The organism is Micromonospora sp. NPDC050276 (assembly GCF_044459545.1).
Taxonomy (GTDB): Bacteria; Actinomycetota; Actinomycetes; order Mycobacteriales; family Micromonosporaceae; genus Micromonospora.
In genome coordinates this window covers 330,260-350,966 of record NZ_JBITJA010000003.1, presented here as the reverse complement: position 1 = coordinate 350,966, position 20,707 = coordinate 330,260, and the positions used below count along the sequence as shown (strand labels likewise).

Sequence of the window (20,707 nt, the reverse complement as noted above, 5' to 3'; positions counted from 1 at the left end):
AGGGTGGCTGAGTTGAGCCAGGCGTCGATCCTCTACGACCTGCCCGGGCCCCGCGCCAAACGGCGCAACGCGATCCTGGGCGTCGTCTCCACGGTCGGCATCATCGCTCTCATCGCCTTCATCGGCTACAAGTTCGCCGACACCGGGCAGTTCGAGGCTCGTAAGTGGGAGCAGTTCCAGTACGCCTCGGTGCAACGCGAACTGCTCGGCGGCTTGTGGGCGACGCTGAAGGCCGCTGGCATCGCCGCGGTCCTGGCGCTGCTCTTCGGCGCGGTGTTCGCCAGTGCCCGGCTGAGCGACAAGTGGATCCTGCGCACCCCGGCGACCTTCGTGGTCGAGCTGTTCCGGGCGATCCCCCTGCTGATCCTGATCTTCTTCGGCTACTACGTGCCCCTGCAGTACGGCTGGTCGATCGACAAGCTGTGGGCGCTGGTCATCGGTCTGATGCTGTACAACGGCTCGGTGCTCGCGGAGATCTTCCGGGCCGGCATCAACGCGGTGCCGTACGGGCAGACCGAGGGCGCGTACGCGATCGGCATGCGCAAGAACCAGGTGCTGCGACTGATCCTGCTGCCGCAGGCCGTCCGGTCGATGCTCCCGGCGATCGTCAGCCAGCTCGTCGTGCTGCTCAAGGACACCGCGCTGGGTTTCATCATCACGTACCCGGAGCTGCTCTTCGTGGGTAAGCAGATCGGCGGCCGGTTGCCGTTCGGGCTGCCGTACGTGCCGACGTACCTGATCGTGGCGGCGATCTACATCGCCATCTGCGGTGCGCTGTCGATCCTGGCCTGGTGGCTGCAGAAGCGGATGGGTCGTTCCCGGCGGACGGCGGCCAAGGTGCTGCCCGCCCAGGACGCCGGCGATGACGCAGGACGGATGATCTGACCTGACGCGCGGCTGAGTTGCCCGGCGCCTGATCGACTCGAGTCTTCTGATATCGGGGTATCCCTTCGTCAGGGATACCCCGATATTGCTGTGCTCGTGGTGATCAGGCTGGTCAGCGGGCGATCTCGGTGACCCGGGACTCGCGGACCACGGTGACCCGGATCTGACCCGGGTAGGTCAGCTCCTCCTCGATCTGCTTGGCCACGTCGCGGGCCAGCACGGCCGCCCCGATGTCGTCCACGTCGTCCGGCTTGACCATCACCCGGATCTCCCGGCCGGCCTGCATGGCGAAGACCTTGTCCACGCCGAGCTTGCCGGCCGCGATCTCCTCGATCCGCTCCAACCGCTTGACGTACGCCTCCAGGCTCTCCCGACGCGCGCCCGGCCGACCGCCGGAGCAGGCGTCGGAGGCCTGGGTGAGCACGGCCTCGATGGTCTGCGGCGGGACCTCGTTGTGGTGCGCCTCGATGGCGTGCACCACGTCCTCGTGCTCGCCGTACTTGCGGGCCAGGTCGGCGCCGATGATGGCGTGGCTGCCCTCGACCTCGTGGGTGAGCGCCTTGCCGATGTCGTGCAGGAACGCCGACCGTTTGATGATGGGCACGTCCAACCGCAGCTCGGCGGCCATGATGCCGGCGATGTGCGCGGTCTCGACCAGGTGCTTGAGCACGTTCTGCCCGTACGAGGTGCGGTAGCGCAACCGGCCGAGCAGGGTCACCAACTCCGGGTGGATCTCGGTGATGCCGACCTCGACGAGGGCGTCCTCGGCGGCGCGCAGACAGAGCTGTTCCACCTCCTGCCGAGCCAGGTCGTAGACCTCCTCGATCCGGTGTGGGTGGATCCGCCCGTCCAGGACCAGCTTCTCCAGGGTCAGCCGGCCCACCTCTCGACGGACCGGGTCGAAGCAGGAGAGCAGCACCGCCTCAGGGGTGTCGTCGATGATCAGGTTGACGCCGGTCACCGACTCGAAGGCGCGGATGTTGCGCCCCTCCCGGCCGATGATCCGCCCCTTCATCTCGTCACCGGGCAGGTGCAGGACGCTGACCACGCTCTCCGCGGTCTGCTCGCTGGCGACCCGCTGGATCGCGTCCACCACGATGTGGCGGGCCCGCTGCTCGGCGGTGCTGCGCGCGTCGGACTCGATGTCCCGGACGAGCAGCGCCGCCTCCCGCTTGGCCTGCGTCTCGATGGCGTCGATGAGCTCCAGTCGCGCCGACTCGGCGGTGAGCCCGGCGATCCGCTCCAACTCCCGGCGGCGCAGCTCCTCCGACTCGGTCAGCTCGATCTCCCGCTGGGCGAGCGCGGACTCCCGGGCGGCGAGGGCAGCTTTCGCGGCGGTGAGCTGGCGCTCCCGCTCGGCGAACCGCTCCACCTCCTCGGTGTGCATCCGCTCCCGCTCGTCCATCCGAGCCGCCCGACGTTCCACCTCGGCGGCCTGCTCCCGGGTGGTGGCGGCGAGCACCGCGACCTCCCGCTCGCCGCTGCGCCGAGCTGCCTTGCGCAACTGTTCGGCGTCCGCCTCGGCCTGCTTGTGGGCGCGCTCCAGCACGGTGTCCGCCTCGGCCCGGGCGTCGTCGAGGACCCGCCGCGCCTCGGCACGGGCCGCCTTCGCCTCGGCCTTCGCCGCCGCCGCCTCGGTACGGGCTGCGGCGGCCGCGGACTTCGCCACGTCGATCGTGCTGTTCGCCTCGTCGGCCGCGGTCCGCAGGGCAGCGAGGGACTGCTCCTGGCGGTCCTTCTCGGCGATGAAGGCGGGATCCTCCGGAGCCGGCGCGGCGCCCATCCGGCGCAGTGTCCGGATGCCCACGAGCACGGCCCCGATCACCACCACCGCGAGGACGAGGACGGCCGCGAGGAGCACGACGTCGAAGGCGTTCATGCGGGGACCCCATCGGGTCTACCGGTGAACCTGTGCCGCCGCCCCGCCATGGCCGCCTCCCCTAACGTCGAGACCGCAGCGACCGTGCCGGGGGCACACTCCTGCGGCTGTGGACGCCCGACCGGAGCGGCTGGCCGTGGGTAGCTTTCTCCGCCGGCGGTGCCCCGTGGGCAGCGTCGGCGACCGGGTGCAGTTGTCGCAGCGTTCCGGACCGGCCTGTCCGGAACTGCCGCCAAAGGCCGCGGAGTCGGCCAAAGTGATGCTGTTCTGTTACGCGATCTATGTTGTGCGCTTAGCCTGCGCTGGTCGGGCAATGTGAGCCTGTATGGCGAGGCTAGGTCGCCGGGGGTGCTCTGGTCAAGGACTCATGATCAAACCCCCCGAACGGAGAGAAGTTGAATCGTCACCGCGTGCTGATGTCGCGCCGGACACGAGGGGACAAACTCCGCGAGGCGTACGAGCCGCCAAACACGTCAGGCCTGCTCAACCCGGGCCTAACCGGGCTTCCGGTGCCATCCGGCCGAGGTGCGCCGGCCGGTGGGCGGGTGTGAGCCAACCGTCCAATTGGCGGACAGCCAGCGGGGCGAACGGCATCGGTCAGTCAGCGGAGCGGGCGTCGCGCTCCAACTCGCCCTCGGCGTCGGCGAGCGCGTCGGCGTCGATCTGCTCGGCGAACTCGGCTGCTTCGGCACTCTGCGCGGCGAGCGCGTCCTTCACCGCCCGGATGGCCACGCCGGGCGGGTAGCCCTTGCGGGCCAGCATGCCCACCAGCCGGCGGAAGACCGCGTCCGGCTCACCTCGGGCGGTACGCAGCTTGCGCTCCACGAGGCCACGGGCGGTGTCCGCCTCGGTCTCCTCGTCCAGCTCACCCAGCGCCTCGGTGGCCACCTCGCCGTCCACACCCTTGCGGCGCAGCTCGTTGGCGAGCGCCCGGCGTGCGAGGCCGCGCCCGGCGTGCCGGCTGGACACCCAGGCTCGGGCGAACGCGGCGTCGTCGATGATGCCGACCTCGTCGTACCGGTCGAGCACCTCGGCGGAGACCTCCTCGGAGATGCCCCGCTTGGCCAACGCCCCGGCCAGCTCGGCCCGGGTGCGGGGCCGGACGGCAAGCTGGCGCAGGCAGATCTCGCGGGCCACCTCGGACTCGTCGCGCGGCGTGGGCGCCAGCTCATCCGTCGGCGAATCGGCCCGGCGCCCCCGGCGGGGACGCGGCGGATCAGCGGCGTCGCTCGCACGAGGGGGACTGGCATCCCAGCCCCGCCCCGTACGAGCGCGTCGTCCTGCCATGGGTCAGCGACCGATCAGAAGTCGACCGGCGGCAGCTCCGGGCCACCGGCGGCGTCACTCGCGCCGACCCCGACGCCGAGCTTCTCCAGGATCTTCTTCTCGATCTCGGCGGCCACGTCCGGGTTTTCCTTCAGGAACTCCCGGGCCTTCTCCTTGCCCTGCCCGAGCTGGTCACCGTCGTACGTGTACCACGCTCCGGACTTGCGGATGATCGCCTGCTCCACGCCGACGTCGATCAGCGAGCCCTCACGCGAGATGCCCTTGCCGTACATGATGTCGAACTCGGCCTGCTTGAACGGTGCGGCGACCTTGTTCTTCACGACCTTGACCCGGGTGCGGTTACCGACCACGTCGGTGCCGTCCTTGAGGCTCTCGATGCGTCGCACGTCGAGCCGGACCGAGGCGTAGAACTTCAGCGCCCGACCACCGGTGGTGGTCTCCGGGCTGCCGAACATCACGCCGATCTTTTCCCGCAGCTGGTTGATGAAGATCGCCGTGGTGCCGGTGTTGCTGAGCACACCGGTGATCTTCCGCAGTGCCTGGCTCATCAGCCGGGCCTGGAGGCCCACGTGGCTGTCGCCCATCTCGCCCTCGATCTCGGCGCGCGGCACCAGGGCCGCCACCGAGTCGATCACGATGATGTCCAGAGCACCGGAGCGGATCAGCATGTCCGCGATCTCCAGCGCCTGCTCGCCGGTGTCCGGCTGGGAGACCAGCATCGCGTCGGTGTCGACGCCGAGGGCCTTCGCGTACTCCGGGTCGAGCGCGTGCTCGGCGTCGATGAAGGCGGCGATGCCCCCGGCCCGCTGGGCGTTGGCCACCGCGTGCAGTGCCACCGTGGTCTTACCGCTGGACTCGGGACCGTAGACCTCGACCACCCGGCCGCGCGGCAGACCGCCCACGCCGAGCGCCACATCGAGCGCGATGGAGCCGGTCGGGATCACCGCGGTCTGGATGACCGGCCGCTCCCCCAGCCGCATCACCGAGCCCTTGCCGAATTGCTTGTCGATCTGAGCGAGAGCAAGGTCGAGTGCCTTCTCCCGGTCAGGCCCTGCTGCCATGGTTGCCACCCCTGCCTTCGCCGGCGTCTTTGCTGAGCTTCGCGTCACGCGGACACGCTAGGCGCTAGGTCCGACAGAAAACCAGCCGACGGGCCGCGAGCTGTGGACGAGCACCCCGCTGTGGACAATAGCCGAACAGGTGTACGACTCGACAAGCGACACGCGGGAGCGGCGAAAAGGCTGCTCAGCGTAGTCGCGCGGGCACGCGGTCGGGGTACGCGGCACAGACCGCCCGCCACACCACCTGCGTCTGCTCGCCCGATGCCAGTGCCTGCTCGATGGTCCGTCCGCCGAGTTGGGACAGCACCTGATCGCGGGCGATGCTGGCCGCGTAGCCGGGCCCGAACGCCTCGTCCAACCGCGCCCAGAAGTCGGTCAGCCGCACAGTGATCAGCCCTCCTCGTCCGGTGCCCCGGTCGGCACCGGGCGCAACGCTAGCGCCACCAGGGGCGCCGTCGCGACCGCCGCGAGCAGGGTGAGCACGGGATATCCGGCGAACTGCATGACAAACCCGCTGGCCACGGCGGCCCCGGCCCCGGCCAACCCCATGATCAGATCGGACAGCCCCTGGACGCTCGGCCGCACACCGGCCGACACCGACTCGGACAGCAGGGTCGAGCCGGCCACCATCGTCCCCGACCAGCCCAACCCGAGCAGGACCAGACCCACCGAGAGCCGAGGGGTGTGGTGCCCGGCGGTCCCGGCGACCGCGCAGGCGGCCAGCAACAGCCCGACCCCACCGAGGATCACCGCCCGTCGACCGAGCCGGTCGGTGAGCCAACCCACCACCGGGGAGAACGCGTACATGCCGGCGATGTGCAGACTCAGCACGATGCCGACCAGCCGCAGCACGTCGGCGTCGGCGTGCGACTCACCGAGCCGGACCGGGGTCATCGCCATCACCGCCACCATCACCAGGTGACCCACCGCCACGGCGGCGATGCCGAGCCGGGCGGCGGGCTGCCCGCGTACCACCGACCAGGCCAGCCGCATCCCGGCGCCGCGCGGCGCGCGCACGCCGAGCGGCGCGGCGGCCGGCGCTGGGCCAGCGGCCGCCGGCGTCTCGGCCGCCACCGCACTCGCCGTCGCGTCGGCGGCCGGCGGCCGGTCGGCGGCGGGCGCGTCGGCCGCCGCGAGCCGCCGCGCGGTGAGCAGCGGGTCGGGGCGCAGCAACCCGAGGAGTACGACGGCAGCCAGCACGAACGCGACCGCGCTGAACGCGAACGGGCCGGCCAGCGGTGGCAGCCCCCAGCCGGTGGTGACCCGGTCGGCCAGGGCCGCGAAGTTCGGCGCGGCCACCGCACCGATGGTGGTGGCCCAGACGATCAGCGAGAGCTGACGCCCACGGCGGGCGGGCTCGGCGAGGTCCACCGCCGTGTAGCGGGCCTGGAGGTTCGCGGCGGTGCCCCCGCCGAAGAGCAGCATGCCGAGAAAGAGCAGCGGCACCGACCGGGTGGCCGCCGCCAGGACGACCAGCACGCCACCGACGGCACCGACGGCGTACGCCAGCACCAGGCCGGGCCGACGACCGTGCCGCGCCATGATCCGGGTGACCGGGACGGCCAGCAGCGCCGCGCCGACCACCCCGGCGCTCTGCGCGACGCCGGCCACCGCGGTGCCGGCGATCCGGTCGGCGAGCAGCGCGCCGACGGCGATGCCGATGGTCACGCCGATGCCGCCGATGATCTGGGTGCTGAAGAGCAGCCGCATGGTGCGCCGCTGGATCGACGCGACGTCAGACCGGACGGTGGTCTGCGCCGCGGTCAGGTCGGTGGCCATCGTGCGCTCCTCAGGACAGGCGGTGACCCCCATCCTGACGCACCCGCACCGCACCCCGCCGCCCCCGCCGGGCTGGCGCGCACGGAGCGTGGTCGGTCAGCCGGCCAGCACCCGCTGGTGCAGCGACGTCACGGCCGACCGGGCCGCCACGAACGCGCCGTGCTGCCAGGCCACCTCGTGGCTGAGCCAGTCCCCGGCGAAGTAGACCCGACCGGCCGGCTGGAGCAGCAGGTTGTATCCGGGTGTGCCGTACCGGGGTGAGGTCCAGGCCCCCTCGATGTAGCGGGTCCGGTCCCAGGCGTGGGAGTACGACGTGACCAGCTCACTGCGGTACTTGTCGCCGTGGATCTTCACACCCTGGCTGACGGCGCGCTCACGGCGCTGCTCCGGCGTGAGCGCGCTGTACGCCCGAGCGTTCGCCCCGGTGTTGTAGTAGCCGACAACCAGGCCGCGCTTTCCGTGGAAGCCGTAGGACGGGTACCAGATGTGCGACAGGTCCAGGTCGGTCTCGGTGATGCCGCCGTAGATCCGCTGGTCGGTCTCCCACCAGCGGCTGCGATATTCCAGGCCGATCTTTCCGGACGCGGTGACCGGGAAGTCGGCCAGGGCGGCGGTCACCGCCGTACCGAGGTTGTGCGGCACCCGGGCCATCAGGTGCGGCGGTAGCGCCGCCACGCAGTAGTCGGCGGTGATCTGCGACTGCCGGCCGCCCTGCCGGTAGGTCACCTCGACCCGGCTGCCCCGGTCGGTCACCGCGGTCACCTCGGCGTTGAGTCGGATCCGGTGCGGGCCCACCGCCCGGGCCAGGGCTCGGGGGATCTGGTCCATCCCGCCGACCGGCTGGAACATCAGCATCGCCTGGTCGTAGCCGAACTCGAAGGAGAAGTACCGGCCGACGTTGCTGGCGAAGACGTCAGAGAGCGCCGGCGGTGTGCCGAGCGGGCTCCCCACGTCGTTGCCCGCACCGGGGTACGCGGAGAAGCCCCGACGGTTCGTCCCGGTGTAGGCCCAGTCGCTGGTCCGTCCGCCGATCGCGCCGAAGCTCTGCAGGAACGACAGCAGCCGGTCACGGTCCTCGGTGGTGAGCCGGGCGTCCAGCGCGCCCTGGTCGGTGGCCTTCGCGAGCAGTTCCGAGACGTAGCCGTACACGTCCGCCTTGGCGGTGCGGTACCGCACCGGCGCGGTCATCCCGGCGGACTCGTTGTAGATCCAGGCGTCGGCGTTCTGGTTGGTGAAGACCTCGATGGGTACGCCCAGCTCCCGGCAGTAGTCCATGGTGACCATCCACTGTGCGATCCGGCCCGGCCCGGCGTTGAAGTAGACCCCGTCGGAGAAGCCGGCCCGCTGGGTACGGCCGTCGAGGTCCGTCTCGACGTCGCCGCCCCGGATGGTCAGGTTCCGCCCACCGACGCGGTGCCGGGCCTCGAGGATGGTGCAGTGGTAGCCCGCCTTGCCCAGCTCGTACGCCGTGGTGAGCCCCGCGATGCCGCCGCCGAGCACGACCACGCTGGCGCCCGACCGCCCGGTCAGGGAAAAGTCGGATCGCTCCGGTGCTCGGAACGCCGGGGTCGTCGAAGCGGCCGCGCTGGGAGCCAGCCCCATCGCGCCCATCGTGGCGAGCATCGCGCCGGCTCCGCCGCTGATTCCCACGGCGCGCAGGAACCCACGCCGGCTGACCATCGACTGCGTCTGATCGCTCATAACGGCCTCCCCTACAAGATCGACTCGCATGAGTCTGCAGAGAAGCTGTTACGCGGATCGCGCGATGCCGTTTCCGGTAGGTATCGGGCTCACCGATGACAGGGATGGCCGGGACTCGCGTGGCCACCGCCGGTTCAGGTCCGCATCAGCCGCCGCGGGCCAGTGCCGGTCGCAGAAAATCGCTGTGGGCCAGGACAGGGCACATGCGACAGTTCCCCTTTGCCGGCTGGCAAGGAGGTCCTGTTCATGCCTCTGCTGCGAGTCCGGGTCGACAGCGACCCCAGCACCGCTCGTCGCGTCCGGCAACTACACCAAGAGGGCAGGAGCCATCACGAGTCGCGCGAATCGGCCCGGGAACAGGTGTGGCGTCAGGGCCGCACCCCGGCCGGTGATCCGATCTTCGTCGGCGTCACGAACGGTCGTCAGCACGTGCAACTGCTCTACGACGTCGAGGTCTACTCCGACACCGCTTCCTGAACGCTCGTCCCTGTCGGGCTGCTCGGGTTCAGCACGGTCACGACGAACGGTTGATCCGCCGCTGTCCGGCGATCGCGCGGGCCGCGACGGTGAGGTCGGCGACCAGACCCTCGTACGCCTTGTCCTGGTCGTCGGCGCGCAGCACGGCGGACGGGTGGATGGTGGCGAGCAGCTGGGCCTGCGGTGCGTCGGCCCGCTTGCCGGCGCTGTCCACCGGCACCTGCTCGAAGTCTGCGGGGTGTTGGGCCGACTCCGGCCAGGGCAGCAGCTCGCCCCGCTGCCGGGTGACCCGGAAGGACGGCCCCAACAGCGCCTTGGCGGCGGTTGCGCCGAGCACCACCACGATCTCCGGACGCAGACGGGCGAACTCGGCGACCAACCACGGCCGGCAGGCGGTGATGTGCACCTGGTCCGGGGTCTGGTGGATCCGCCGCTTGCCGCGCAGCTCAAAACGAAAGTGCTTGACCGCGTTGGTCAGGTAGAGGTGACCCGGGTCCAACCCGGCGTCGTCGACCGCGCGGCGCAACAGACGCCCGGCCGGGCCGACGAAGGGCAGGCCCTTCTGGTCCTCCATGTCGCCGGGCTGCTCGCCGACCAGCACCACGCGGGCGCTCTCGTCGCCCCGGCCGAAGACCGTCTGCGAGGCGTCCCGATACAGCTCGCAACCCCGACAGCCGCCGGCGGCGGTGCGCAGGTCGTCGATGGTGTCGGCGTCGGGCGGGATGAACCGCTGGGCGCCCGGAGCGCTCCTGGTCTGCTCGGCCATGCCGACTGTTATATACCTGTTCGGTGCCCGGTGCCCGGTGCCGGGTACGCCCCGGCGCTCTGCCCGTCGCGCGTCAGTACCCGCCCCCGCCTCCGTCCCCGCCGGACGCGATCGCGATCAGCACGATGACGATGATGATGATCACCAACGCCACCGCGATCCAAATCCCCTTACGAGCCCCACCAGATGCCATGTCCCCACACCTCCGGGCGCCCGCATACCCGTCTGCGCCGTCCCAAACCCCCGCGATCTTGCACTTTCTGTCCCGACCACACCAACACATCGGGCATTTCGACAACAGAAACTGCAAGATCGCGGGGGTGGGGGTTTGGGGTTTGGGGTCAGGGTTGGGGGTCAGGTGGGGAAGCCTGGGGTGGGGGGTGGGTTTTCGGCTTGGGCCAGGGCGGCGGCCAGGGGGGTCAGGTCGGCCGTGTCCAGGGGGCTGACGGTGATGCGCAGGGCGGGCGGGGCCGCGATCCGGTAGAGCGCGCCGGGGGCCACCGCCCAGCCGGCGTCGCGGAGCGCGGTCACCGTACTGGTCTCGTCCGCCACCGGCAGCCAGACGTTGATGCCGCTGCGACCGTGGCCGGTCAGGCCGTGCTCGGCCAGCGCGGCGAGCAGCCCTTCGCGCCGCTGCTCGTAGCTCTGCGCCGCCCGCTGCACCAACTCGGTGACCGCCGGATCCCGCCAGAGGGCGAGCACCAGGCGTTGCAGCACCGTGGAGACCCAGCCGGCGCCGACCCGGGTCCGGCCACTCACCCGGGCCACCGTCGTCTCGTCGCCGACCAGCACCGCCAGCCGCAGGTCCGGGCCGAAGGGCTTGCTCACCGAGCGGAGGAAGGCCCAGCTCGCGGTCGCACCGGCGAGCGGATGCAGGGGTACGCGGGCCAGCTCGGCGGCGTGGTCGTCTTCGATCAACAGCAGGTCCCGCCGGCCGGCGAGCAGCCCCCGCAGCTCCTCGGCGCGGGCGGCGGAGACGGCGGCGCCGGTCGGGTTCTGCGCCCGACTGGTGATGATCAGCGCCCGCGCTCCGGCGGCGAGCGCCGCGGCGACCCCGGCTACCAGTGGCCCCTCGTCGTCCAGCGGTACGCCGATCGGGCGCAACCCCAGCGCGGCGACCAGGTCGAGCAGGTTGGCCCAGCCCGGATCCTCGACCGCCACCGCGTCGCCGGGGCGCAGGTGGGCACCGAGCAGCCGCTCGATGCCGTCCAGCGCGCCGCCGGTGAGGGTCAGCTCGCCGGCCGGTACGCCGTCGGCGCGCAGCCGGGCGCGGGCCGCCGCCGCCAACTCGGGCAGCACTCCGGCGTCGGAGTAGCCGACCGACGGAGCGCCGTCGGCGGCGAGCGCCGCCAGGTGCGGGCCCAGCGGGGGAAGCAGCCGGGGGTCGGGTTCACCCCGGGACAGGTCTCGGGCGCCGGGCAACGGTGGGGGGCGCAGCGCGGAACGCCGAGCGGCCACCGGCGGGCGCGGGCGGACCCGGGTGCCGTGCCGACCGGCGGTGGCGAGCAGGCCGCGCTGGCGCAGCTCCTGGTAGGCGCGGGCCACGGTGGCGGGGCTGACACCCAGCTCGGCGGCGAGCGCCCGCACGGGCGGCAGGGTGGCCCCCGGTGACAGGGCGCCGGTACGGATGCCCGACTCGATGCTGGCCGAAATCTCGACGGCTGTGGATCCGGTGAGCTGATAGTGTTCTGACACAAACAGGAGATTGTACTAGAACAAAGGGGCGCGCGCATGTATCCACCCACCGCCCGGACCACACCCCACCGCTCCCGCGACAAGATGAGCTACGACCAGGCCGCCGCCCACGCGGTGCTCGACGAGGCGTACGACTGTGCGCTCAGCTTCACCGTCGACGGCCAGCCACGGGTGCTGCCCACCCTGCACGTCCGCATCGGCGGCACGCTCTACCTGCACGGCTCCACCGGCAGCCGGCCGCTGCTCGCCGCCCGCGGCGACGACGGGCTCCCGGTCTGCGTCGCGGTGACCCTGCTCGACGGGCTGGTCTACGCCCGCTCCCAGTTCCACCACAGCGCCAACTACCGCTCGGTCGTCGCACACGGCACCGCCCGACTGGTCACCGACGAGCGGGAGAAGCTCGCCATGCTCACCGCGCTGGTCGAGAAGGTCGGCCCGGGACGCAGCACGGCCACCCGCCCGCCCAGCCGACGCGAACTGGCCGAGACCGCCGTACTGGCCCTGCCGCTACGCGAGGTGTCCGTCCGCGCCCGCACCGGCGGGGTTCGCGAGGACGAGGCCGACCTGCACCTGCCGCACTGGGCCGGCGTGCTGCCGCTGCGACTGACCGCCGGCGCACCCGAGCCGGACGCCGGGGTCACCGCGCCGCTGCCGGCGTACCTGCGGACGGCCCGCACGCCCTGGCACGACCCGGTACCGCTGCACGGCGAGCACGTCCGGCTGGAGCCGTTGGAGTTGGCGCACACCGACGAACTGCACGCCGCCACCGCCGACGCGGAGGTGTGGCGGCACCTGAGCGTCGCCGCGCCCACCGCGCCCGCCGAAACCGCCGAGGTGATCGCCACCGCCCTGTCCGCGCAGCACCGGGGCGAACGGGTGGCCTGGGTGCAGCGGTGCGCGGCGACCGGGGCCGTGGTGGGCAGCACGTCCTTCTACGAGATCGACCCGGAGCGGCGGGCGGTGGCGATCGGGCACACCTTCCTCGGTCGGCCCTGGTGGCGTACCGCGATCAACACCGAGGCGAAGCTGCTGCTGCTCAGCCGGGCCTTCGACGACCTGGGCGCGGTACGGGTGGCCTGGCACACCGACATCCGCAACCTGCGCTCCCAGGCGGCCATCGAACGACTCGGCGCCACCCGGGAAGGGGTGCTCCGGATGCACCGGCAGCGCCCGGACGGCTCCTGGCGGGACACCGTGCAGTACGCGATGACCGTCGACGAGTGGCCGAGTGCACAGGCCAGGCTGCGAGAAAGACTTCGCCGTACGGCACCGGTGGCGTGATGATGGCGGGCGTGCTGGGAATCACCGACATCTGGACGTACGTGCTGGGCACCGTGGCGATCATCCTGCTGCCCGGGCCGAACTCGCTCTTCGTGCTCTCCACCGCCGCCAAGCGGGGCGTCGCGGTCGGCTACCGGGCCGCCGGTGGCGTGTTCGTCGGCGACGGGGTGCTGATGGTCCTCTCCGCCGCCGGGGTGGCGTCGCTGCTCAAGGCGTACCCGCCGCTGTTCATGGTGATCAAGTACGCCGGCGCGGCGTACCTCGGTTATGTCGGGGTGACCATGCTGCTCGGCGCCGTGCGGCGCTGGCGCGACCGCAACGACCCGAGCACGCCGCGGCTCATCGACGCCGCAGAGCCGGCGGAGATGCGCAGCCCGTTCCGCAAGGCGCTGGTGATCAGCCTGCTGAACCCGAAGGCGATCCTGTTCTTCATCTCGTTCTTCATCCAGTTCGTCGACCCCGGCTACGCCTGGCCGGCGCTGTCGTTCCTGCTGCTCGGCCTGATCGCCCAGGTGACCAGCGCGCTCTACCTGACCGCGTTGATCTTCGCGGGCACCTTCCTGGCCACCCAGTTCCGCAGACGCCGCCGCCTGGCGGCCGGCGGCACCACCGCCGTAGCCGCCCTCTTCCTAGCCTTCAGCCTCAAACTAGCCACCGCCTCCGCCGGCTAACTCGGAAGTAGACCTACTTCCTCCCGATTAGGGCCGCTTCGCGCAGCGGAGCGGCAGGGACTAACCCCGCCCCGCCGCCACCCGCCGCCCGTCGCCCGTCGCCCGCCACCCGTCGCCCGCCACCCGCCACCCGCCACCCGCCACCCGCCACCCGCCACCCGCCACCCGCCACCCGCGATCTTGCGCTTTCTGTTGTCGGCATGCGCGCTTTGTGCTGATTTGTCGCCACAGAAATCGCAAGATCGCGGAAGGGGACGGGCCTGGGCGGGGTCGGGGGGCGGGGGACGGGGGGCAGGGCGGCGGGGCTGGGGAGGGCTGGGGGTCAAGTGCCGTCGCCGCCGGAGCCGGCGCCGCCGGCGGTGCCGCCTAGGCCGTAACCGGGGCGGATCGGCTCGTCGGGGTGGCGGCTGACGTGGGCCGACCCCGCGATCTGCGCGGACCAGTCGGCGTGCGCGGCCGCGGCGGCGTGCCGGTTGATCGCCTGGCGGATCCAGCCGTCCACGGTGGCGACCCAGTCCCGTCGGCCGGCGTCCTCGTGCCAGATCCGGAACCGGCTGATGCTCTGGTGCGTGATCCCGGCCAGCGCCAGTCGGCGGTCCATCCAGAGGATCGCCTCCAGGCCCGCCGAGTTGGTCACGAAGATCACCTCCAGCTCGGTGATCGGGCCGGCGTAGAGCGGCCCGACCCAGTAGCCCCAGCGCTGGTGCAACGGCAGCGTGTGCTCCACCCCCGGCAACCCGCCCTCCAGCAACCCGGACTGGCGGATCATGAAGCCCAGCGTGTCCAGCGCCGCCAGCACGTGCTGCTGGGTGGGGATTGGGTGCACGAAGACCGGCACCATGGCCCCCTGGTCGAGGTCGGGGTCGAGCGACACCTCGGTACGCAGGCCCATCCGCAGGCTCAGCAGCGGCACCCCGCCGAAGGTGGTCACCGGGGTCTCCCACGGCAGCGGCAACGCGAAATCGACCGCCCGCCGCCGACCGGCCGGCACGACGAACCGGCCGGCGATCGGCAGTTGGTAGAACTGCATGAGCCGCCGGGGAGCGCCCGGGTCGTCCGGCTCGACGGTGCTGACGAGACCGAGCCGGATGTGCCGCACCAGCACGTCGTCCGGCCCGGCCGCGAGGGTCACCCGCCCCGGCAGGCGCAGGCCTGGCCGGGCGCTCGGATTGGGGAGCGTGGTCTGCACGGACAGCCCGGTCTTACCGGACTCTGGGGACACTCCCGTCAGCCGCACCGCACCCTCCACGCCAGGCTAGGTGGCCTCGCCGCCGCGAGGCCACCTCAACTGTCGCGGACCCGGCGCGCGGTCACACCGACTTCCACGAAGAGGGACCACCCCTCCGGTTCATCGCAACCGACGTCCGCGCGGCACCGTGTCGGTCTCGTCGTCGAACTCCCCGATGACCTCCTCCAGGAGGTCCTCCAGGGCCACGAAGCCGATCGGTCGGGCCGGGCCGCCGCCGTTGCGAACCAGCGCGAGCTGGGACTGTCGGGCCCGCATCGCCGCCACCGCCTCGGTGACCGTCGACGTCGCGGGCAGGGTGAACGCGGGCGTCATCAGCTCCCCGGCGGTGGCGACCCGGCCGGTGGTGACCACCCGTACCGCCTCCCGGACGTGCACCAGGCCGCACACGTCGCCCGCCTCGTCGAGCACCGCCAGCCGGGATCGGCCGCTGTCGCGGCTGACCTCTTCGATCCGCCCGGCCGGGTCGTCCCGACGGACGGTGACCATGGTGGCGAACGGTTCCATCACCTGCGCCACGGACGTGCCCTGCAGCTCCAGCATGCTGGTCAGCAACTGGTGCTGCTCGGCGCCGAGCAGCCCGTGCTCGCGGGACTGCTCCAGCAGGATCCGCAGCTCGTCCGGGCCGTGCACCTGGGCGAGCTGGTCCTGCTGGTCGACGCCGAACAGCCGCAGGATCGCGTTGGCCAGCGCGTTCAGCGCGGAGAGCACCGGCCGGGAGACCCGGGCGAAGGCGCGGAACGGCAGCGCCAGCAGCGTCGCCGAGCGCTCCGCATCCGTGATCGCCCAGGACTTCGGCGCCATCTCCCCCACCACCAGGTGCAGGAAGGTCACCACCCCGAGAGCGAAGACCAGAGCGATCAGGTGACTGGCCGTGTCCGGCAGGCCCACCGCGTGCAGCAGCGGGCTGAGCAGGTGCTCGATCGCCGGCTCGGCCAGCGCGCCGAGACCCAGGGTGCACAGCGTGATGCCGAGCTGCGCACCGGCCAGCATCAGCGACAGCTCGCGTACGCCGTCGAGCGCGGCGCGGGCGGCCCGACCGCCCGCGGCCGCCGCCTGCTCCAGTCGGTACCGCTTGCTGGCCACCAGTGCGAACTCGGCGGCCACGAAGAACCCGTTCAGCGCCAGCAGGATCACCGAGCTGAACAGCGCGATCCCCGGGCTCATCGATGCTTTCCTTCATTCGCGACTGCGGTGCCCGCAAGCTCACTCCTCGCGCTCATGCAGTCACCTCAGGTTTGCTCAGCTGCAACCGCACCGAGTCGGCCACGTGCCGATCCACGGCCAGCACCTCGACCAGCGCCCGGGGTTCCGCCTCGTTGTCCTCGCCGTCCGTGCCCTCCGGCAGCAGGCTGATCTCCAGCCGGTCACCGACCTCCGGCACCCGGCCCAGCTCCCGCATCACCAACCCGGACAGGGTGTCGTACTCGGGGGCCTCGGGCAGGGCGATGCCGGTGCTGTCGGCGACCTCGTCGATGCGCCAGCGGGCCGGCACCACCCAGGACCCGTCGTCCTGCCGGGCCGGTGCCCGCTCCGGTGGGTCGTCCTCGTCGCGGATCGGGCCGACCAACTCCTCGGCGATGTCCTCCAGCGTGATGACGCCCGCGAAGCCGCCGTACTCGTCGACCACGCACGCCATCTGCCGATGCCCGGCCCGCAGCCGGTCGAGCACCGTGGGCAGCGGCAACGTCTCCGGTACGAGCAGCGGCGGCCCGGCCACCGCGCTCACCGGGGTGGTGGCCCGCTCCCCCGGGGGTACGCCGAGCACGTCGGCGATGCCGACGACGCCGAGTAGGTCGTCGACGCCCTCCGCACCGCGCACCGGGAACCGGGAGTGGCCGGTGTCCAGCAGCTCGACGACCCGGCTGACCGGTTCGTGCGCCCGTACGGTGTGCACGTCGACCCGGGGCACCATGGCCTCCCCGGCGGTCAGCTCACGGAAGTCCAGACCTCGGTCGAGCAGGATGGACATCTCGGCGTCGAGGCTGCCCTCCTCACGGGACTCGGCAATGATCTGTTCCAGGTCCGCCGGGGTGGCGCCGCTGGGCAGCTCCTCGATCGGCTCGATGCCGACCCGGCGCAGCAGACGTACCGATGCCTGGTCGAAGAGTCGGATCAGCGGCCCGGCGACGGCCAGGTAGATCAGGGTGGATCGGCTCAGCGCCCGGGTCAGCGGCTCGGCCCGCGCGATGGCCAGATTCTTCGGGGCCAGCTCACCGAGGACCATCTGGACCACGGTGGCGATGATCAGGGCCAGCGCCACCGACAGCGGCAGGCTGACCGCCTCGCTGACGCCGGCCACGCCGAGCAGGTCGGCGAGGCCCCCGCCCAGGTACGGTTCGGCGACGTAACCGACCAGCAGTGCGGTGACGGTGATGCCGAGTTGGGCTCCGGAGAGCATGAAGGAGAGCCGGCTGGTGACGGTCAGGGCCCGGGCGGCGGCCTGGTCGCCGTCATCGGCGAGCTGGCGCAGCTTGCCCCGGTCCACGGCGACATAGCCGAACTCCTGCGCCACGAAGTAACCGGTGGCGGCGGTGAGAACGATGATCAGAAGAAGACCAACGACGATCAACACGGGTCGCTCAGGGCTCCCGGGGTCGTCGGTACGGGGATATGCCGGGCACGACCCGGCTGGCTACTGCTGCCCTCCTGGGCAGAAGAGTCGATCATGCCGCCATTTTATCGGCGTTGGCTGGGACTCCGCTGGGGGTGGGCCGAAGGAGCGGATCGTCCGGTTCACCGGCCGCCCCGATCGTCACGCCGGCCCGGCCGACCCGCCACCCGACCCACGTTCGGCCAGCTCATCGGCGTCGAGCAGGCCCCGGTCGAGCCGCCCCGACCGGTACGCGGCCCGCCCGATCATCTGTGCCGCGACCGGCGCGGTCGCCAACTGGAAGACCCCCACCAGCAGGACCATGCCCAGGTCCGCCGGGGACCGCAGCCGCAACGCGATGCCCACCAGCAGCAGGAGCACCCCGAGCACCTGCGGTTTGGTGGCCGCGTGCATCCGGGACAGCGCGTCCGGGAAACGTAGTACGCCGATCCCGGCGGCCAGGCCGAGCAGCGCGCCGGCCACCAGGCAACCGGCGCCGAGCCAATCGGCGATCGTCGCGATCACTGCTGCTCCCGGACGGCGAAGCGGACCAGCGACACCGAGCCCACGAAGCCGAGCAGGGAGAGCACCACCAGCACGGGCAGCGTGGTGGCGTGCCGGTTGACCGCCGCCTCGGCGCCCACCGCGCCGACCATCGTGGCGAGCAACATGTCCGCGGCGATCACGCGATCCACCAGCGACGGGCCCCGGTAGAGGCGGACCAGCGCGAGCAGCGCGGTGACCGACAGCATGGCGGTGAGGACGACGGCCAGGAACGTGGTCACCGGCGGTTTCCCTTCTCGGACGACGGAACGTCGAGGTGGCGCAGCTCGGTGGTGGAGCCCACCGCCCGGACGATTCGCCGCTCGACGGCGAGCGTGCGGTCCCGGGCCCCGTCCAGGTCGGCCGGGCCGTGGGTGTCCAGCACATGCAGGTAGAGCGTTCCGGAGTCGCGGTCCACCCCAAGGATCAACGTGCCCGGCACCAACGAGACCGCCTCGGCGGTGAGGGCCAGGTTCAGGTCGGTGGACAATCTCAACCGGACCGCGATGATCGCCCCGCGCGGCCGGTAGCCGGGCTGCACGGCGATCCGGGCGACGTGCAGGCTCGCGCTGACCAGCCCGACGGCGAACCGGCCCGCGAAGACCAACAGCGCCCACGGCCGCAGCCGGCCACCGAAGCTGACCGCCGGTAGCGGGAAGAAGACCAGCACCGCCCCACCCACCACCAGGCCACCGACCAGGTTGGCCCAGTTGATGTCGCCCCAGAGCAGGCTCCAGACCAGCACCAGCCACCCGAGCGCCACCGCCTGGTCCCGCCAGCGCCCGAGCCGGCCACGCGACGTTCCCGGCCGGCCGGCTGTCCCGGACGTCGGCGGCGGGCCGGTCACGGCACACCGCCGGGCAGCACGGCACGGACGTACGGGGTACGCAGGCGCAGGTCCGCAGCCGCGTCAGCGGTGACGTCGAAGAGCGGACCGGCCAGTACGGTCAGCGCCAGCCCGAACGCGACCAGGGCCACGGTGGCCCCGACCATCAGCCTCGGCAGTCGGACGACCGGCGCGCTGGTGGCCAGTCGGGGCGCGCGCCAGAAGGCGATGTTCCACACCCGGGACGCCACGTACAGGGTGAGCAGGCTGGTCAGCGTGCCAACCGCGACCAGCACCCCGGGCAGCGGCCCGCCTACCGCCACCCCGGCCTGGAGCAGGCCGAGTTTGCCGAGGAACCCGGAGAACGGTGGCACCCCGGCGAGATTCATGGCCGAGACGAAGAACAGTGCGCCGAGCAGCGGCGCCACCCGGCCCAGCCCGCTGAGGCGGCGCAGGTCGGTGCTGCCGGCGCGCTCCTCGACCAGCCCGGCGACGAGGAACAGCGTGGTCTGGATGGTGATGTGGTGCACCACGTAGAAGATGGCGCCGGAGAGCCCGGCGGCGGTGCTCAACGCCACCCCGAAGATCATGTAGCCGATGTGACTGACCAGGGTGAAAGAGAACAGCCGCTTCAGGTCGGACTGGGCCACCGCGCCGAGGATCCCGATCATCATGGTCAACCCGGCGCCGATCATGAGCAGCACATCGGCAGGTCCACCGGGAAACAGCAACGTCTCGGTGCGGATGATCGCGTAGACGCCCACCTTGGTGAGCAGACCCGCGAAGACGGCCGTGACCGGGGCCGGCGCGGTGGGATAGCTGTCCGGCAGCCAGGCCGACAGCGGAAAGACCGCCGCCTTGATCGCGAAGGCCAGCAGCAACATCAGCTCCAGGGCCAGTCGGACGCCGTCGGGCAGGTCGTCGAGGCGCTGGGCAAGTTGGGCGAGGTTGACCGTGCCGGTGGCCGCGTACACCAGACCCACCGACGTCAGGAAGATCATCGAGGAGAGGATGCTGACCACCACGTAGGTCGACCCGGTCCGGATCCGGGTCTCGGTGCCGCCCAGGGTGATCAGGACGAAGCTGGCGGCCAGCAGGACCTCGAACCCGACGAACAGGTTGAACAGGTCACCAGCCAGGAACGCGTTGGTGACACCCGCGGTGAGCACCAGGTACGTCGGGTGGAAGATCGACACCGGCGAGCTCTCACTCGTCTCGCTGCGACCCTGGCCGATCGAGTAGAGCAGCACGCAGAGGGTGACCGCCGAGGACACCACCAGCATCAGCGCGGCCAGTTGGTCGGCCACCAGGACGATGCCGACCGGCGCCGGCCACGCCCCGACCGCCACCACCACCGGCCCGTGCCGGTACGCCTGCACCAGCAGCAGCACCGCCACCGTGAGCGTGCTGCTCAGGCACAGCACGCTGATCGCGCGCTGGAGCCGGGGCTTACCGGCCAGCAACAGGGTCAGCGCCGCACCCAGCAGTGGCACCACCACCGGCAGCGGCACCAGCGTGCTCAGCACGCCTCATCCCCGCGTCGCAGCCGACGGCGGGCCGGCTCGGGATCGACCTGTTCCGGATCGCCGTTCGGGCCCTCCCCACCGAGGTCGACCGCGCCCGCCTCGTTCCGACCGGCCCGGCGGATGATCTGCCGGTCCTCCATGTCGTCGGGCACCTCGTCGTCACCGGAGAGATACCAGCTGCGGTACGCCACCGCGAGCAGGAACGCGGTGAACCCAAACGTGATCACGATGGCGGTCAACATCATCGCCTGCGGCAACGGATCACTCATCTGCTCCACCGGCCCGGTACCGACGACCGGCGCCCCACCGGACCGTCCGGCCAACAGGATCAACAGGTTGACCCCGTTGCCCAGCAGGATCACACCGAGCAGGATCCGGGTCAGGCTGCGCTCCAACAGCAGGATCACCCCGCACCCGACCAGCACCGCGACGGCCAGCACCAGCACCAACGTCGGCCGCGCGCCACTCGCCGTCACCGGGACGCCTCTGTT

General features: G+C 71.7%; 20 protein-coding genes. 4 read left to right on the top strand and 16 right to left on the bottom strand.

Annotation, left to right across the window (positions count from 1 at the left end; all coding sequences use genetic code 11):
• Window positions 1-12: 12 nt before the first annotated feature.
• Window positions 13-885: an amino acid ABC transporter permease gene (locus tag ACIBF8_RS07665; RefSeq protein ID WP_396781544.1), complete on the top strand. Its 873-nt coding sequence runs from the start codon at window positions 13-15 to the stop codon at window positions 883-885.
• Window positions 886-997: 112 nt separating this feature from the next.
• On the opposite strand, the gene rny is transcribed toward ACIBF8_RS07665, so the two are convergent.
• The 6 genes from rny to ACIBF8_RS07635 form a co-directional block, all read right to left on the bottom strand.
• On the bottom strand, window positions 998-2,764 hold the full coding sequence (rny, locus tag ACIBF8_RS07660; RefSeq protein ID WP_396781543.1) for a ribonuclease Y: 1,767 nt from the start codon (window positions 2,762-2,764) through the stop codon (window positions 998-1,000).
• Between the two features lie 597 nt (window positions 2,765-3,361).
• Window positions 3,362-4,051, bottom strand: coding sequence for a regulatory protein RecX (locus ACIBF8_RS07655; RefSeq protein ID WP_396781542.1), 690 nt, complete (start codon window positions 4,049-4,051; stop codon window positions 3,362-3,364).
• A gap of 14 nt (window positions 4,052-4,065) precedes the next feature.
• Complete coding sequence (gene recA, locus ACIBF8_RS07650) at window positions 4,066-5,112, bottom strand: recombinase RecA (protein ID WP_139583061.1); 1,047 nt, start codon at window positions 5,110-5,112, stop codon at window positions 4,066-4,068.
• A gap of 184 nt (window positions 5,113-5,296) precedes the next feature.
• On the bottom strand, window positions 5,297-5,497 hold the full coding sequence (locus tag ACIBF8_RS07645) for a DUF3046 domain-containing protein (RefSeq protein WP_130399694.1): 201 nt from the start codon (window positions 5,495-5,497) through the stop codon (window positions 5,297-5,299).
• A gap of 5 nt (window positions 5,498-5,502) precedes the next feature.
• Entirely contained in the window at window positions 5,503-6,891 is a 1,389-nt protein-coding gene (locus tag ACIBF8_RS07640; RefSeq protein WP_396781541.1) for an MFS transporter, read from the bottom strand.
• 96 nt (window positions 6,892-6,987) lie between these two features.
• Window positions 6,988-8,592 (bottom strand): FAD-dependent oxidoreductase, encoded by a 1,605-nt coding sequence (locus tag ACIBF8_RS07635; protein ID WP_396781540.1) that lies wholly within the window; start codon window positions 8,590-8,592, stop codon window positions 6,988-6,990.
• A gap of 246 nt (window positions 8,593-8,838) precedes the next feature.
• On the opposite strand from ACIBF8_RS07635, the gene ACIBF8_RS07630 reads away from it, so the two are divergent.
• On the top strand, window positions 8,839-9,069 hold the full coding sequence (locus ACIBF8_RS07630; RefSeq protein WP_396781539.1) for a hypothetical protein: 231 nt from the start codon (window positions 8,839-8,841) through the stop codon (window positions 9,067-9,069).
• Between the two features lie 37 nt (window positions 9,070-9,106).
• Here the strand turns inward: ACIBF8_RS07630 and ACIBF8_RS07625 are convergent, their stop codons facing one another.
• Entirely contained in the window at window positions 9,107-9,835 is a 729-nt protein-coding gene (locus tag ACIBF8_RS07625) for a UdgX family uracil-DNA binding protein (protein ID WP_396781538.1), read from the bottom strand.
• A 354-nt stretch (window positions 9,836-10,189) separates the two neighbouring features.
• Window positions 10,190-11,530 (bottom strand): aminotransferase class I/II-fold pyridoxal phosphate-dependent enzyme, encoded by a 1,341-nt coding sequence (locus ACIBF8_RS07620; protein WP_396781537.1) that lies wholly within the window; start codon window positions 11,528-11,530, stop codon window positions 10,190-10,192.
• A 36-nt stretch (window positions 11,531-11,566) separates the two neighbouring features.
• On the opposite strand from ACIBF8_RS07620, the gene ACIBF8_RS07615 reads away from it, so the two are divergent.
• Complete coding sequence (locus ACIBF8_RS07615; RefSeq protein WP_396781536.1) at window positions 11,567-12,811, top strand: bifunctional pyridoxamine 5'-phosphate oxidase family protein/GNAT family N-acetyltransferase; 1,245 nt, start codon at window positions 11,567-11,569, stop codon at window positions 12,809-12,811.
• Window positions 12,811-13,482: a leucine efflux protein LeuE gene (leuE, locus tag ACIBF8_RS07610; RefSeq protein ID WP_396781535.1), complete on the top strand. Its 672-nt coding sequence runs from the start codon at window positions 12,811-12,813 to the stop codon at window positions 13,480-13,482. The genes ACIBF8_RS07615 and leuE overlap by 1 nt, the downstream gene beginning before the upstream one ends.
• A gap of 322 nt (window positions 13,483-13,804) precedes the next feature.
• On the opposite strand, the gene ACIBF8_RS07605 is transcribed toward leuE, so the two are convergent.
• The 8 genes from ACIBF8_RS07605 to ACIBF8_RS07570 all read right to left on the bottom strand — a co-directional run bounded on the left by ACIBF8_RS07605 (window position 13,805) and on the right by ACIBF8_RS07570 (window position 20,692).
• On the bottom strand, window positions 13,805-14,719 hold the full coding sequence (locus tag ACIBF8_RS07605) for a sporulation protein (RefSeq protein WP_396781534.1): 915 nt from the start codon (window positions 14,717-14,719) through the stop codon (window positions 13,805-13,807).
• Between the two features lie 111 nt (window positions 14,720-14,830).
• Window positions 14,831-15,895, bottom strand: coding sequence for a hemolysin family protein (locus ACIBF8_RS07600; protein WP_396781533.1), 1,065 nt, complete (start codon window positions 15,893-15,895; stop codon window positions 14,831-14,833).
• 52 nt (window positions 15,896-15,947) lie between these two features.
• Entirely contained in the window at window positions 15,948-17,303 is a 1,356-nt protein-coding gene (locus ACIBF8_RS07595) for a hemolysin family protein (protein WP_396781532.1), read from the bottom strand.
• A 180-nt stretch (window positions 17,304-17,483) separates the two neighbouring features.
• Window positions 17,484-17,843 carry a monovalent cation/H(+) antiporter subunit G gene (gene mnhG, locus ACIBF8_RS07590; RefSeq protein ID WP_396781764.1) on the bottom strand — a complete coding sequence of 120 codons (360 nt, stop codon included), beginning with the start codon at window positions 17,841-17,843 and terminating at the stop codon, window positions 17,484-17,486.
• On the bottom strand, window positions 17,843-18,106 hold the full coding sequence (locus tag ACIBF8_RS07585) for a monovalent cation/H+ antiporter complex subunit F (RefSeq protein WP_396781531.1): 264 nt from the start codon (window positions 18,104-18,106) through the stop codon (window positions 17,843-17,845). The genes mnhG and ACIBF8_RS07585 overlap by 1 nt, the downstream gene beginning before the upstream one ends.
• Window positions 18,103-18,711 carry a Na+/H+ antiporter subunit E gene (locus ACIBF8_RS07580; protein WP_396781530.1) on the bottom strand — a complete coding sequence of 203 codons (609 nt, stop codon included), beginning with the start codon at window positions 18,709-18,711 and terminating at the stop codon, window positions 18,103-18,105. Before ACIBF8_RS07580 ends, ACIBF8_RS07585 begins: the two co-directional genes overlap by 4 nt.
• Window positions 18,708-20,213 (bottom strand): Na+/H+ antiporter subunit D, encoded by a 1,506-nt coding sequence (locus ACIBF8_RS07575; protein ID WP_396781763.1) that lies wholly within the window; start codon window positions 20,211-20,213, stop codon window positions 18,708-18,710. The genes ACIBF8_RS07580 and ACIBF8_RS07575 overlap by 4 nt, the downstream gene beginning before the upstream one ends.
• Window positions 20,210-20,692 (bottom strand): Na(+)/H(+) antiporter subunit C, encoded by a 483-nt coding sequence (locus ACIBF8_RS07570; protein ID WP_396781529.1) that lies wholly within the window; start codon window positions 20,690-20,692, stop codon window positions 20,210-20,212. The genes ACIBF8_RS07575 and ACIBF8_RS07570 overlap by 4 nt, the downstream gene beginning before the upstream one ends.
• Between the last annotated feature and the right edge of the window lie 15 nt (window positions 20,693-20,707).